Here is a 12,937-nt window from a genome sequence, read left to right on the forward strand (position 1 = left end):
GACCGAAATGCCCCGTTACTCGACCCCAGAAACCGCATCTCGATCACAGCTTGTACACATTGGACGATAGATCAGCGCAACTGTGACCGCCTCGTTACCGCATCGGTGTGTCGGATCCGATAGGGCAGAACGAGCCGCATGCGGGTGCCACCTCCTGGTCTCGGATGGGCGCTCACGTCACCCCCTTGTGCCCTCGCGAGGCTGCGGACGATGTAAAGTCCGAGCCCTACTCCACCAAACCTTCTCCGGTCGCCGCTGTCCACCTGGACGAAGCGCTCAAAGATCCGCTCCCGGTCAGGCGGGGCGATTCCGACGCCCTCATCGTCGACGACCACAACCACGTTGCCGGCCTCAGGCCAGGCCTCCACGGCGATCAACCCGCCCTTGGGCGAATACTTGAAGGCGTTCTCCAGCAGCTGTCCCAGAACGATGTCCGTGGCCAGCGCGTCGCCCAGCACGTTCGGAAGCTCGTCGGGGAGCGTCACCTCGACCCGGTGCTTGTCCGACAACACGGGCAGCCCGAGCGTGGCGGCCCGGATCCGCTCGGCCAGGTCGAACTCCTCGATCCGGACCTTGAGCTCGTCCGCCCCCGCCCTGGAGCCCAGCAGCAGGTGGTCCATGAGCTGCCCGAGCGACCTGGACCGCTCGGCGATCGTGTGCACGGCCGAACGGCGCTCGGGGTCGCTCAGCTTGTCCCAGCGCGAGTCCAGCGTGCTGGCGAACCCCCGCACGATCGTGATCGGCGTGCGCAGCTCATGGCTGGTCGTCGCCAGGAACAGGTCCTTGGCCTCCTCGAGCTCCTTGGCCGCGGTCACGTCACGGAAGTCGATGACCACCTCGCCGGTCTCCTCGATCCGCGCGCTCACCACGTCCAGCCAGCGGCCCGTCTCCAACTGGAACGTGACCTTCTCCCCCGGCTTGGGCAGCGGGAACGGCGGGGGCCCGCCGATGACGTCGTCAGCCGAGAACGCGGTCAGAGCGGCGGCGGCCGGGTTCCAGCGGACCACGCGGCCCGCCCCGTCGAGCACGGCGATGCCGTCGGCGCTGGCGTCGAAGACGGCCCGCTCATGGGCCCGCTGCCGCACCGCCTCCTGGTAGGCGACCGCGTTGCCCACGGCGATGCCTGCATGGCCGGCGAGCAGCTCCAGCAGTTCCAGTTCGAGATGCCCGGGGATGCGCCGGGCGAAAAGCGCGTAAAGGGCTCCGTACGGGCGCCCGCCGACGGCGGCCAGACCCAGGGTGATCGTGTGCAGGCCGTCCAGCCGCGCCCACACCAGTTCTTCGAGCCCGTTCGTCTCCAGCATGACGGTCTTGCCGGTGCGTAACAGCTTGTCCACGAGGCTCGTACGCAGGTCGGTGGTGGTGCCCCTGATCGCCTCCGGCAGCTGGTAGGTGCTGACCAGCCGCAGCCGGTCGCCCTCGATCAGCACGAACCCGCCCGCGTCCGCGCCGGTGAGCTCCGTGAGGCTGGCCGAGATCCGGTCGAGCACGGCCGACAACTCCAGCTCGGAGTTGATGTCGCCGACGACGTCCGTCAGCCTGCGCACGAGGCGTTCCCTGCGCGCCATGCGGTGCCTGGCCAGTTCGTCGGCCCGCGCCGGATGGTGCACGCAGACGTATCCGGCCACGGCGTTGCCCAGGCGCAGGGCGCTGATGTCCACCCGGAGGTCGAGGAGGACGCCGTCCTTGCGCAGGCGTTTGGTGCGCAGCGACACCGACTCGCCCGTGCGTACGCGCTCGAGCACGGCATTGAGCTCGGCGGTCAGCTCGCCGGGCACGATCGGCGCCCGCCGCCCGAGCATGTCCTCGGCCGGCCACCCGAACAACCGCTCGGCGGCCTCGTTCCAGACCAGCACGCTCTGGTCACGGTCGAGCGCCACGACGGCGTTGGGCGAACCGGCGAGCACCGCGCGTGCGATCTCGTCGTCACTACCGGCCCATTCGTCCCCCACACCTCCATAGTGCACGTGGCTTGGTAGGTGCGTCGGGCGATCCGTCCGATACGCTGCGGTCACGGCGATTCCCGGTGGGTGTGGAGGGTGAGGGCGAATGGCGAGCGGTGATCTCGATGCCCTGTTGCGGGTGACCTCCAGCACCTACCGCGGGGAGACGCCGCCCGACATCGCGTTCGGCACCTACGACGGCGCCGTCGGCAGGCTGGTGCTGGCCGTGACGGGCAAGGGCATCGCGGCCTGCAGCTTCGAGGCGGAAAACGACGTCTTCGAACAGGTCACCAGGCATGTCGGCACGTTCATAGGGCCCGACGCGCGGCGGCTCGACCCGGTGCGCAGAGAGCTGGACGCCTATTTCTCCGGCCGGCTCCGCGCGTTCGCCACGCCGGTCGACTGGGCGCTGGCCACCACGTTCGCCCGGTCGGTGTTGCAGAAGACCATGGCGGTCCCCTACGGCACGACCACGACGCTGGAGGAGATCGGCCAGAGCATCGGCAGGCCGCGCGCGCTGCGCGCGATCGGCAACGCGCTGGCCTCCAACCCCGTCTGCGTGATCGTGCCCTGCCACCGGGTGGTGCGCGAGGACGGCGCCCCCGGCGACTACGCGGGTGGCGCGAACGCCAAGCAACACCTGCTCAACGTCGAACAGCGCGCCGCTGCGACACGCCGATGAGCGCGGTCACGAGGGCCGCCACCACCGCCGCGCCGAGTGCGCCGTTCATCCACGGTTGCCGGGTGAAGCCGATGGCGTCGCGGGCCGACGCCCAGAACCCGTCCCACGCGGCGATGGTGGGCGTCGAGGTGGTCAGCCAGTAGGCGGCGAAGCCGAGCGCCCACGGCACCAGCATCGACCAGCGCGAGGGGGCGTCCTCGTCGGTGTTCCAGCGGTCGGAGCGGCCGAACCCGAAATAGTCGACGGCCAGCACCGCGAACATCGGCACGAACACCGCCCCGATCACGCCCAGGAACGCGCCGTACGAGGTGACGTCGACGACCAGGGCGATCACGACCGTGAACACGCCGATGGCGGTGGAGATGACCCGCCGGTCGACGCGCGGCATCAGGTTCTGCAGCGACATGGTGGTGGAGTAGACGTTCGCGAACGACTGATCGGTTTCGCGCAGCACCAGGATGCCGAAGAACAGTGCTCCGAGCGGAGCGGCCACGAACGGGGTGAACACGGCCGTGTTGTCGGCGTTCACGGCGGCGGCGCCGGCGATGGCCACGGCGTAGACGCCGAGCCCGAGGCAGGCCACCTGGGCCACCGTGTAGCCGCCGACGATCCCGGTGAACGCCGCGCGCCCGGAGCGGGAGTGCCGGGCGAAGTCGGCGGCCAGCGGCACCCAGGACACCGACAGCGCGATCACGTAGTCGACGGCCGGGGCGAACCCGGTCCACGACCCGCCGGCGGGCGCGGGCGCCTGGGTCAGGAAGAACCAGGTGAACCAGATCATCGACACGATCACGCCGACGGTGACGTACCGCCGCAGCAGGCGGATCGCACCGAGCGGCCAGATCGTGAGCGCGGTGGTCAGCACGCCCGCCAGGACCACCCACACGGGGTACGCCACCCCGTCGAAGATCGCGGTGGCGGCCTTGGCGATCACCCACAACTCGAAAGCGCCCCACCCGAGCATCTGCACGATGTTCAGCACCGTGGGCGCGTAGGAGATCCTGGCCCCGAACAGGCCGCGCAGCAGCACCATGGCGGGCTGGCCCGTGCGGGTGCCGGGAATGGCGGACAGACCCACCATGGCCGTGCCGATCAGGCTACCGACCACCGTCGCCACCAGTGCGGCGGACAGGCTGAGCGGCGCGTCGCCGGTCGGGTTGAGCAGGAGCAGCGCTCCCGAGAAGCCGAGGAGGCTGACACCGAGGTTGGCCCAGAGCGCGCCCTGATCGAGCACGCCCAGGGTCTTGGGGGGCTGCCCGTCGAGGGTCAGCGGAACTTCGTCGGCGACGTGCGACATCGCACTCTCCCTACGCCGGCATTACCCGGACAGGTTCAGGCGGTCGGCAGCGGATCGAATAGCTGCCCTCTCAGCCCGGCACCCCGAGCTCCCGCGACGATCTGGAGTTAGCGCCCCCATGATGCCCCAAAGGCGGCAAAACCGCCATAGCAGGGCGTTCGGCTCAGGCCACGAAGGGCGGTTCCCCCGTCTCGCTGACCAGCGCACGCCCCGCGGACTCCCACGACTGCATGCCGCCCCCGACATTGACCGCTTCGTGCCCGAGCTGGTTGAGCCAGGCCGCCACCTGCAGCGACCGGCCGCCCACCCGGCAGACGACATAGACCGTCCGGTCGCTGGGCACCTCGTCGACGCGGCCCTGGATCTGGGTCATCGGGATGTGCACCGCCTCACGGGCGTGGCCCGCCATCCATTCGTCCTGCTCACGGACGTCGAGGAGGTAGGCGTCTGCGGGGATGGCACTCGGCTCGATCTCAGGAACGGTCATGACTCCATCATCTCCCGGCGAGGGAGTGCCGTCGTCTGGAGGAGGAGCGACGGCATCAGGCGACTGAGCCCGCCTCACGAAGTGGGTCCATGAGCACGGGCGTCGTACGCGGCTCGTGCGCGGGCGATCTCCTCCTGGTGCGCCTCCGTCCAGGTGACCAGGGACTTGATGGTCTCGTGCAGCGTACGGCCGAGCGGCGTCAGCGCGTAGTCGACCCTGGGCGGCACGACGGGGTGGACCGTGCGGCTGACCAGGCCGTCACGTTCGAGCTGGCGCAGGGTGACGCTCAGCATGCGCTGGCTGACACCGTCGATCTCGCGGCGGAGCTGGGTGAAACGCAGGGTCTGGCAGTCGAGCAGGGCGATGACCAGCAGCGACCACTTGTCGGCGATGCGATCGAGGATCTGGCGCACCTCGCAGTCCTCACGGGTGTCCCACTGGCGCGCGTCGTAGTCGTCGTCCACGGTGCCCGCGGAGTAACCGAGTGATTCAGAAGTGCCTTCTTCCATGCCACCCCATGATGGCCAATGATATGGACGGTTACAACAAGGAACCGACCTGCTTTTCCGTAACCGGGGGTTGTCATGCCTGTCTCTGCTCGTACGTGGGGCGTACTGATCGTTCTTTGCGGGGCCATCTTTCTCGAGGGCATCGACGTCGCCATGTTGAACGTCGCCCTCCCCGCCATCCGGGCCGATCTCGGGGTGCCCACGAGCATGCTCAGCGGGGTGGTGAGCGCCTACGTGCTCGGTTACGGCGGCTTCATGCTGCTCGGCGGCCGGGCGGCCGACCTGCTGGGCCGGCGGCGCATGTTCCTGCTCTGGCTGGGGGTGTTCCTGACCTTCTCCGGGCTCGGCGGGGTCGCGAACGACGGCTGGGTGCTGCTGCTGGCGAGGTTCGTCACCGGAGTGGCCGCCGGCTTCATGACGCCCGCGGGACTGTCGCTGATCACCACGAGCTTCCCCGAGGGCCGCGATCGCAACCGCGCCCTGATCATCTACGGGAGCACCGGCGCCGCCGGCTTCGCGCTCGGTCTGGTGATCGGCGGGGTGCTCACCGAGTTCGGCTGGCGCTGGGTCTTCTTCGCCCCGGTCCTGATGTCGCTGGTGGTCCTGCTCGCGGCGATCGTGCTGATCAAGGAGGGGCCCGCCGGCGAGCGCCCGGCAGGCGGTTTCGACCTCCCGGGCGCGGCGAGCGCGACGGGCGCGATGATGTTGCTGGTCTATGGAGTGGTACGCCTCGAGCACCCCTCCGAAGGCCTGCCGCTGACGCTCGCTGTCTTCGCCGCGGCCCTGGGGTTGCTGGCGGCGTTCGTGGCCATCGAGCGCCGCTCCCCGCACCCCCTGGTCCGCCTCGGCATCTTCAGGTCGGCCGCGCTGGTCCGGGCCAACGTGACGGCCGCCCTGCTCACAGCCTCGTTCTTCGGCTTCCAGTTCCTGGTCACGCTCTACCTGCAGGAGCTGCGCGGCTGGTCACCCATGCAGACCGGGCTCGCCCTGCTGGTGGCCGCGGCCGACGTGGTGATCGCCCCGACGCTCACCCCGTGGCTGGTCAACCGGTACGGCAACGCCAAGGTCATCCTCGGCGGCCTGCTGTCGGGCCTGCTGGCCTACACACTCTTCCTGGGCGCCGGGCTGGACTGGACCTACGCCGCGATGGTGCCGTCGATGGCGCTGATCGCCCTGATGTTCGCCTTCGCCTACGGCCCCCTCATGATCACGGCCACGGACGGGATCACGGCCGGCGAACAGGGGCTGGCCGGCGGGCTGATCAACTCGTCGTTCCAGTTCGGCGCCGCGCTGGGCGTGTCGATGGTCACCGCGGTCAACGTGGCCGCGCTCGGCTCCGCGACCACGCAGGAGGCCGGGATGGCCGCCCTCCGCACGGCCCTGGCGGTCCCGCTGGCGGCCGCGCTCCTGGCGAGCGCCGTCGCGGCAACGGCCCTGCTCACCAGGCGGCCCCACGGGAAATCCCGGGCTCCCCGCGGGGCGGCCGGGTCGCCGGAAGGAACCACGGAACACGGCCGAGAAGGCGCTCGTCACGGCGAGCAGCCCGTGAGCCTTCACGACCGGCCATGACAGACGGCGGCCGGCGTCGGCGCGTGCGGTGACGCCGGCTGTGCCGTAATGAAGGAGCTATTTCAACAAACGAGACAGCCTCCGGTCGGCGAGGGGCTTGCCGCCGGTCTGGCACGTGGGGCAATACTGCAGGGACGAGTCGGCGAACGACACCTCGCGGATCGTGTCGCCGCAGACGTCGCACGGCTGCCCCGCGCGGTTGTGCACCCGCAGCCCCGACTTCTTCTCCGCCTTGAGGTCCTTCGCGGCCAGCCCGTGCGCCCGCTCGACCGCTTCGCCGAGCGTGGTGACGATGGCCTCGTGCAGGTCGGCGATCTGCGCGTCCGTGAGCGCGGCGGCGATCTTGAACGGTGACATCCTGGCCGCGTGCAGCACCTCGTCGGAATAGGCGTTGCCGATGCCCGCGATGACCTTCTGGTCGCGCAGCAGCCCCTTGATCTGCGTGCGGTTGCCGCCCAGGATGCGCTTGAGCGCGGCGACCGTGAAGGACGGGTCGAGGGGGTCGGGGCCGAGCGCGGCGATGCCGGGGACCTCGCCCGGATCTCTCGTGACATAGACGGCGAGCCGCTTCTGGGTGCCCGCCTCCGTCAGCTCGAAACCGGGCGCCGACCCTTCGTCGTCGGGCGCGAGCCGGACCCGCACCGCGAGCGGCCCCTTGCCGGGGCGGACGGGCTTGGCACCCGACAGGTCCTCGCGCCAGCGCAGCCATCCCGCCCTGGCCAGGTGGATGACCAGGTGCAGGCCGTCGCAGTCGAGGTCGAGGAACTTGCCGTGCCTCGCCACGCCGGTGATGGTCAGCCCGCCGAGCGCCGTGGCCGGCGGGTCGAACGTCTTGAGCGCCTGGAAGCCGACCACGTCGACCCCCAGAATCGTGCGGCCCACCGCCCGCTCGCGCAGGAAGTGGGTGAGAGACTCCACTTCGGGAAGTTCCGGCATGTCACCAGAGTACGGTCCGGGCCACGCCGTCCACAGCCTGTGGATGCTACGGCACGCTCCAGAAGGCCAGCTCGTGCGCCATGCCCTCGGTGAACTTCGCCTCCGCTCGCACCGGCTCCGGGTCGGCCTCGTCGATCATCTGGGCGATGCGTACGGCGAGCGCGGCGAACCCGGGGTCGGCGTACGTGTCCACCCAGGCCCGATATCTCGGCTCAGTAGGCGGATTCTCCGCCAATATCTGCCCGAGGGTCGAATATCCCCACATACACGGATAAAGCGCCGCCAATCCCTCCCCGTACGACGCCGCCGACTCTAACAGGAACCCCGTGTACGCCGCACACGCCGGCCCTTTCACCGCGCCCTCCAGGTCGGCCCCGAACTCCGCCGACAACGACCTGTGCAGGTTCAGCTCGTCGTGGTACGTCGCGTGCGCCAGGTCCACCAGGTCGCCCAGATGCGTGTCGGGCGCCTGCCAGGCCAGCCGCGCGAACACCCGCACATAGTCCAGCAGGAATAGATAGTCCTGCTCCAGCCACGACCTGAACACCGGTTCCGCCAGGTCACCGCGGCCGATCCCGGCCACCGTGGGATGGTCGAGCTGCGCCTGGAGCAAGGGGCGGCCGATGGCGTGCAACCTTTCCGAAATGCTCATGGCAGGGAGGTTAGTGTCGAAAACATGACTGTGACGATCGCCGAAGAATTCCTCCTGCTGGCCTACCGGGACGACAAGGGCACGCCGCTCATCAACTCCACGCAGCTCGACTCCGCGCTCGCCGGCGCGCTCCTCGCCGAGCTGGCCGTGGGCGGGCGCCTCGACCTGTCGGACAAGAAGGTGACGGTCACCGACCCGAGACCGCTCGGCGACGGAGAGCTGGACGCCACGCTGACCCGCATCGCCACCGATGGCAAGGCCAGGAAACCCGCCTGGTGGGTGCAGCGGATCCAGTCGGGCAAGCTGCGTAAGCGCCTGCTGACCAGGCTGGCGGAGTCGGGCGTGCTGGCCGAGGAGCGCGGCAGGGCCCTCGGCATCTTCCCCGTCACCCGCTGGCCGGAGGCGCACCCCCGCGTCGAGGCGGACGTGCGCGAGCGGGTGTCGGCAGTGCTCGCGGGCGCCACCCCCGACGCCCGCACGGCGGTGCTGATCGCGATCGCGCACGCGGCCAAGCTCGACCGCAAGGCCTTCCCCGGAGCGAGCAAGCAGCGGATCAAGGAGATCTCCGAGGGCGCGTGGACGGCCGACGCCGTCGCCAAGGCCATCGCCGCCATCAACGCGGCCACGATGGCCGCCATAAGCGCCGCGACCACCGCCGCCGCCGCCAGCGGTGGCAGCGGCGGCAGCTGACGGCCACGGGATCAGCGGGCGTCGATCACGCTCTTGGGAACGGGCTTGTCGTCCTTCAGCGCGTTGAACAGCGCCAGCGCCTTCTGCCTGTCGGACTTGACGGCCACGCCGCCGTTGGGAAGGGTCTCGTTGCCGCCGAACGGCACCACCGTCGTCACCGGGCTGTCGCCCATGGCGAGCCCCAGCGAGAGCAGGTCAAAGGCGCCGGTGCCGGAGTCGACCGTGACCGCGTCCGTGGCGCTCATCGCCAGCGGGATCGACGTGAACGGGTTGATGAGCACCCCCGGGCTGGCCGCCTTCTTCACGACCGCCGCGAGGAACTGACGCTGCCGCTTGGTGCGCTCGTAGTCGGGCAGCGCGCCGCCCTTGCGGGTGCGTACGTAGCCCAGGGCCTGGGCGCCGTTGAGCACCTGCTTGCCCTTCTTCAGCTTGAGCCCCGCCTTGGGGTCGTTCACGGCGGCCGTCACGTTCATCTCGACCCCGCCCACCGCGTCCACGATGTCGACGAACCCGGCGAACCCGATCTCCATGTAGTTGTCGATGCGCACGTCCGTGACCGTCTCGATGGTGCGGACCAGCAGCTGCGGCCCGCCGTTGTAGGCGGCGTTGAGCTTGTCGCGCTGCTTGCCGTAGACGGTGACGGCCAGGTCGCGCGGCAGGCTGACGAGCGTCGGCTTGTCATCGGTTTCGGGGATGTGCAGCAACATCATCGAATCCGTACGCTGCCCGACGGCGCGCCCGGTGGCCAGCTTCTTGCGCTGGGCCTTCGACAGCCCCTTGCGGCTGTCGGAGCCGACGAGCAACCAGTTGGTGCCGGGACCGTCAGCGGGGCGATCCTCGTAATCGGTGAGCACGTCGTCGATGCCGGCCAGCCTCGAGTCGATCCAGAAGAACATGCCCACGGCCGCCACCAGCAGCGCGACCAGCAGCCCTGCGACGATCTTCACGATCGTCCTGCCCGAGGGCCTCCTGCGGGGTTCCCTCGGCTCCTGCCCGCCCCTGGACCTCAATGGCCTGACGGGACCGCCCCCGCCGCCGGAGCGCTGCCTGCCGTACACGCGCCCGCTCGACCGGCGCGGCTCGGAGCCGGGCGGGCCCGGCGGCGGCTCGGGGATCTGGGAGGCGGCGGGAAGCTTGTGGGTGGGCGCGCCCGGCCCGCCCGCCGGGAACCGGTGCGCGGGGGCGCCCCCTGAGCGCGGGACGTCGTTGGGCCGCGGTGGCAGCGGGCGGCCGTCGCCCGGCGAGCGCATGGCCCGCGTGCGGTCGTCCTCAGACACTTCGCCTTCTCCCCTTCGCTTCGTACATAGACGCTACGTCCAACCCCTTGGCAGTGAAGGCGTTCGGTCAAGGAATTCCCACGGGAAAGTACACAGAACCAACCGACCGTAACGGTGGAGCCGTGTCTCCGCCAAACCGGAAAGGCGACCTCCCGCGGGCTCGGGAAACATAGAGGCCATCGGCATCGTTACGGTTATGGACGACCTCTATCGAAGGGATGATCGTGTCCGCTCCGGACTCGTGGAGTCTTTGCCCGTGCTCAGGCACGGGTTTCCCTGAAGGCTCACTGCGGTGAGCGCTTATCTCGGGCTGCTGTCCCTCATCCTCCTCACGGCGGCGACCGGCTATTTCGTCGCCCAGGAGTTCGCCTTCGTCGCCGCCGACCGCGGCATCCTTCGCGAGCAGGCCTCCGCCGGCGACACCGCCGCCGAGAAGGCCCTCCAGGTGACGTCACGCCTCTCCTTCATGCTCTCAGGCGCGCAACTCGGCATCACGGTCACCGCGCTGCTGGTCGGCTTCCTGGCCGAGCCCGCGATCGCCGTGCTCGTACGCCCATGGCTGGCCGACTGGGGGCTCCCCGACGCCATGATCACCGGCATCTCCGTGGCCACGGGGGTGTTCGTGGCGACCGTGGTGCAGATGGTGCTCGGCGAGCTGGCGCCGAAGAACCTCGGCATCGCCAGGCCGGAGGCGGTGGCCAAGTTCCTGGCCCGCTCGACGCTGGCCTACCTGGCGGTGGTGGGGCCGGTGATCCGGTTCTTCGACTCGGCCGCCACCGGGCTGCTCAGACGCGTCGGCATCGAACCCGTGGAGAAGGTCGAGCACGGCGTGACGCCCGAGGAGCTCTCGCGCATCATCGCGGAGTCGACCCAGGCGGGCGAGCTGCCTCCCAAACTGTCGGAGCTGCTCGAACGGGCGCTGGAGTTCGGCGACCGCAACGCGGAGGAGATCATGGTCCCGCGGCCCCGCGTGGTCGCGCTGCGCGACTCGCAGCCCATCTCCGACCTGCTCGACGCCATGCGCGAGTGCGGGCACTCCCGCTACCCGGTCCTTGCCGAGAACGGCGACGTCGTCGGCGTGACGGGCGTGCGCGAGCTGCTCACCTCCGGCCTGGAGGAGGGCCCGATCTCCACGATCACCCGCCCCGCGCTGCTGGTGCCGGCCTCGGTGCCGCTGCCCGCCGTACTGGAAAGAATGCGGGTGGCCAAGGACGACGTCGCCTGCGTCATCGACGAGTACGGCGGCCTGGCCGGCGTGATCACCGTCGAGGACCTGGCGGAAGAGCTGGTCGGCGAGCTCGTCGACGAGAACGACCCGGAGCCGGTCGGCGCCCTCGAACACCCGGACGGCGTCTGGGAGGTGCCGGGCAGTCTCAGGCTCGACGAGGTCGAGCGGGCCACCGGCGTGGCGCTGCCGGAGAGCGACGACTACGACACGCTCGCCGGGCTCGTGCTCGCCAAGCTGGGCAGGATGCCCGACCAAGGCGACACGGTGACCGTCCCGATCAGACCTGACACCGATCCGTTCGCCGAGGACGTCGAGGAGCACCTGGCTGAGCTCACGGTCATGTCACTCAACCGCAGGGTGCCGGAGTGGGTGCGCCTGGCTCCGGCGCGACACGCGGAGGCCGCCCGATGACCATGATCCTTCTGAGCCTGGCGCTGCTGGCCTTCAACGCGCTGTTCGTGGCCGCCGAGTTCGCCTTCGTCTCCTCGCGCCGCCACCGCCTTGAGGAGATGGCCTCGGGCGGCAACCGCCTGGTAAGGCTCACCGCCAAGTCGGCGGTGCGCGGCGGCCGCCAGCTCTCCCTCATGCTGGCCGGCGCCCAGCTGGGCATCACCCTGTGCACGCTGGGCCTGGGCCAGGTGACCGAGCCGGCGATCGAGCACTATCTGGAGCCCGTCTTCGCCATGGTCGGCGTCCCCGAGGGCCTGCGCCTCCCGATCTCCCTGACCATCGCCCTGGCCCTGGTGACGTTCCTCCACATGGTCATCGGCGAGATGGCCCCCAAGTCCTGGGCGCTGACCCACCCGGAGCGCGCGGCGCTCCTGCTGACCCTGCCGTTCCGCGGATTCACGTGGCTGATGCGCCCTCTGCTCTCAACGCTCAACGGCCTGACGAACGTCATACTCCGCCTCTTCGGCGTCAAGCCGAGAGACGAGCTGGCGACGACCAGGACCCCACGCCAGCTCGCCATGCTGGTGGGCGAGTCGGGCCGCATGGGCCTGCTGGACAGAGAGGAACACGATCTCCTGACCCGCGCCCTGCGCCTCGACGACGAGGGCATCGAACGCCTGATGACCCCCATCGCCCAGGCGGCGAAGGTCGCCCCCGCGGCCGACACCTCGGAGATCAAGCGGACCGCGGTGACAACGAGCCACCTGCGCCTCCTGGTGGAGAACGAGTCGGCGATAGAAGGCGCCCTGCACGCCAGGGACGCTCTGCTCAACCCCGGCAAGACGGCACGCGAGCTGGCCAGAGAGGTGCCCAGGCTCCGCTGCACCACCCAGATCCCCGAAGCGGTGACGGCCCTCCAGGAGGCCAGAGCCCACCTCGCCCTGGTCACGGATCAGCAAGACGCGGTCATCGGAATGGTGAGCCTCACGGACCTGGTGGGCGAACTACTGGACACCAGAACCAAAGCAGCGTGACTGTGAACTAAAACACACACCAACCGTCAAGCCACCAGAAAGCGTCTTGCAACCACCCAGGCGTACAGTCCGATCAGGCACCCATCACCAACAGATTCTTGAAAAGGAAGACCCCGGCCCTTGCGATCCGCAACAAGCTTCGCCAATGTGGGTCTGCACAAAGGAACCCAGGAGAACCGCCGGACCCGGCCACAAGACAACCGGCCACCACCACAACAAGGTCGAACTTCAACCACAAGGGGC

General features: G+C 69.6%; 12 protein-coding genes and 1 riboswitch. Of the genes, 5 read left to right on the plus strand and 7 right to left on the minus strand.

Features of this window, described 5'->3' with window-relative positions:
* Nucleotides 1-71: 71 nt before the first annotated feature.
* The gene (locus E1294_RS06785) at nucleotides 72-1,952 is read right to left on the minus strand and encodes a sensor histidine kinase (RefSeq protein ID WP_246082857.1); all 1,881 of its coding nucleotides are present in this window, start codon (nucleotides 1,950-1,952) and stop codon (nucleotides 72-74) included.
* Nucleotides 1,953-2,049: 97 nt separating this feature from the next.
* On the opposite strand from E1294_RS06785, the gene E1294_RS06790 reads away from it, so the two are divergent.
* Nucleotides 2,050-2,625 (plus strand): methylated-DNA--[protein]-cysteine S-methyltransferase, encoded by a 576-nt coding sequence (locus E1294_RS06790; protein WP_132505851.1) that lies wholly within the window; start codon nucleotides 2,050-2,052, stop codon nucleotides 2,623-2,625.
* Here E1294_RS06790 and E1294_RS06795 read toward each other — a convergent pair.
* From E1294_RS06795 to E1294_RS06805, 3 genes are all read right to left on the minus strand, one after another.
* Entirely contained in the window at nucleotides 2,588-3,922 is a 1,335-nt protein-coding gene (locus E1294_RS06795; RefSeq protein ID WP_132505854.1) for a purine-cytosine permease family protein, read from the minus strand. The two genes, E1294_RS06790 and E1294_RS06795, sit on opposite strands and share 38 nt — an antisense overlap.
* Nucleotides 3,913-4,027, minus strand: a riboswitch (TPP riboswitch). (Overlaps the previous gene by 10 nt.)
* Before the next feature lie 58 nt (nucleotides 4,028-4,085).
* A complete protein-coding gene (locus E1294_RS06800; protein WP_132505857.1) occupies nucleotides 4,086-4,409 on the minus strand; it encodes a rhodanese-like domain-containing protein in 324 nt (107 codons plus the stop codon).
* Nucleotides 4,410-4,483: 74 nt separating this feature from the next.
* Nucleotides 4,484-4,918: a winged helix-turn-helix transcriptional regulator gene (locus E1294_RS06805; protein ID WP_132505860.1), complete on the minus strand. Its 435-nt coding sequence runs from the start codon at nucleotides 4,916-4,918 to the stop codon at nucleotides 4,484-4,486.
* A gap of 75 nt (nucleotides 4,919-4,993) precedes the next feature.
* On the opposite strand from E1294_RS06805, the gene E1294_RS06810 reads away from it, so the two are divergent.
* A complete protein-coding gene (locus E1294_RS06810) occupies nucleotides 4,994-6,487 on the plus strand; it encodes an MFS transporter (RefSeq protein ID WP_132505863.1) in 1,494 nt (497 codons plus the stop codon).
* A 57-nt stretch (nucleotides 6,488-6,544) separates the two neighbouring features.
* Here E1294_RS06810 and E1294_RS06815 read toward each other — a convergent pair whose 3' ends face one another.
* Nucleotides 6,545-7,423, minus strand: coding sequence for an Fpg/Nei family DNA glycosylase (locus tag E1294_RS06815; protein ID WP_132505866.1), 879 nt, complete (start codon nucleotides 7,421-7,423; stop codon nucleotides 6,545-6,547).
* A 46-nt stretch (nucleotides 7,424-7,469) separates the two neighbouring features.
* Complete coding sequence (locus tag E1294_RS06820; RefSeq protein WP_132505869.1) at nucleotides 7,470-8,075, minus strand: TenA family protein; 606 nt, start codon at nucleotides 8,073-8,075, stop codon at nucleotides 7,470-7,472.
* Nucleotides 8,076-8,099: 24 nt separating this feature from the next.
* Between E1294_RS06820 and E1294_RS06825 the strand changes: the two genes are divergently transcribed.
* Nucleotides 8,100-8,765: a GOLPH3/VPS74 family protein gene (locus E1294_RS06825; RefSeq protein WP_132505872.1), complete on the plus strand. Its 666-nt coding sequence runs from the start codon at nucleotides 8,100-8,102 to the stop codon at nucleotides 8,763-8,765.
* A gap of 11 nt (nucleotides 8,766-8,776) precedes the next feature.
* Here the strand turns inward: E1294_RS06825 and E1294_RS06830 are convergent, their stop codons facing one another.
* Nucleotides 8,777-10,042, minus strand: a complete 1,266-nt coding sequence (locus tag E1294_RS06830) for an LCP family protein (RefSeq protein ID WP_246082858.1) — start codon at nucleotides 10,040-10,042, stop codon at nucleotides 8,777-8,779.
* 292 nt (nucleotides 10,043-10,334) lie between these two features.
* On the opposite strand from E1294_RS06830, the gene E1294_RS06835 reads away from it, so the two are divergent.
* Both E1294_RS06835 and E1294_RS06840 read left to right on the plus strand, forming a co-directional pair.
* Nucleotides 10,335-11,681: a hemolysin family protein gene (locus E1294_RS06835; protein ID WP_132505875.1), complete on the plus strand. Its 1,347-nt coding sequence runs from the start codon at nucleotides 10,335-10,337 to the stop codon at nucleotides 11,679-11,681.
* On the plus strand, nucleotides 11,678-12,694 hold the full coding sequence (locus tag E1294_RS06840; protein ID WP_132505878.1) for a hemolysin family protein: 1,017 nt from the start codon (nucleotides 11,678-11,680) through the stop codon (nucleotides 12,692-12,694). The genes E1294_RS06835 and E1294_RS06840 overlap by 4 nt, the downstream gene beginning before the upstream one ends.
* The last annotated feature ends 243 nt before the right edge of the window (nucleotides 12,695-12,937 follow it).

This window comes from Nonomuraea diastatica, from assembly GCF_004349015.1.
Taxonomy (GTDB): domain Bacteria; phylum Actinomycetota; class Actinomycetes; order Streptosporangiales; family Streptosporangiaceae; genus Nonomuraea; species Nonomuraea diastatica.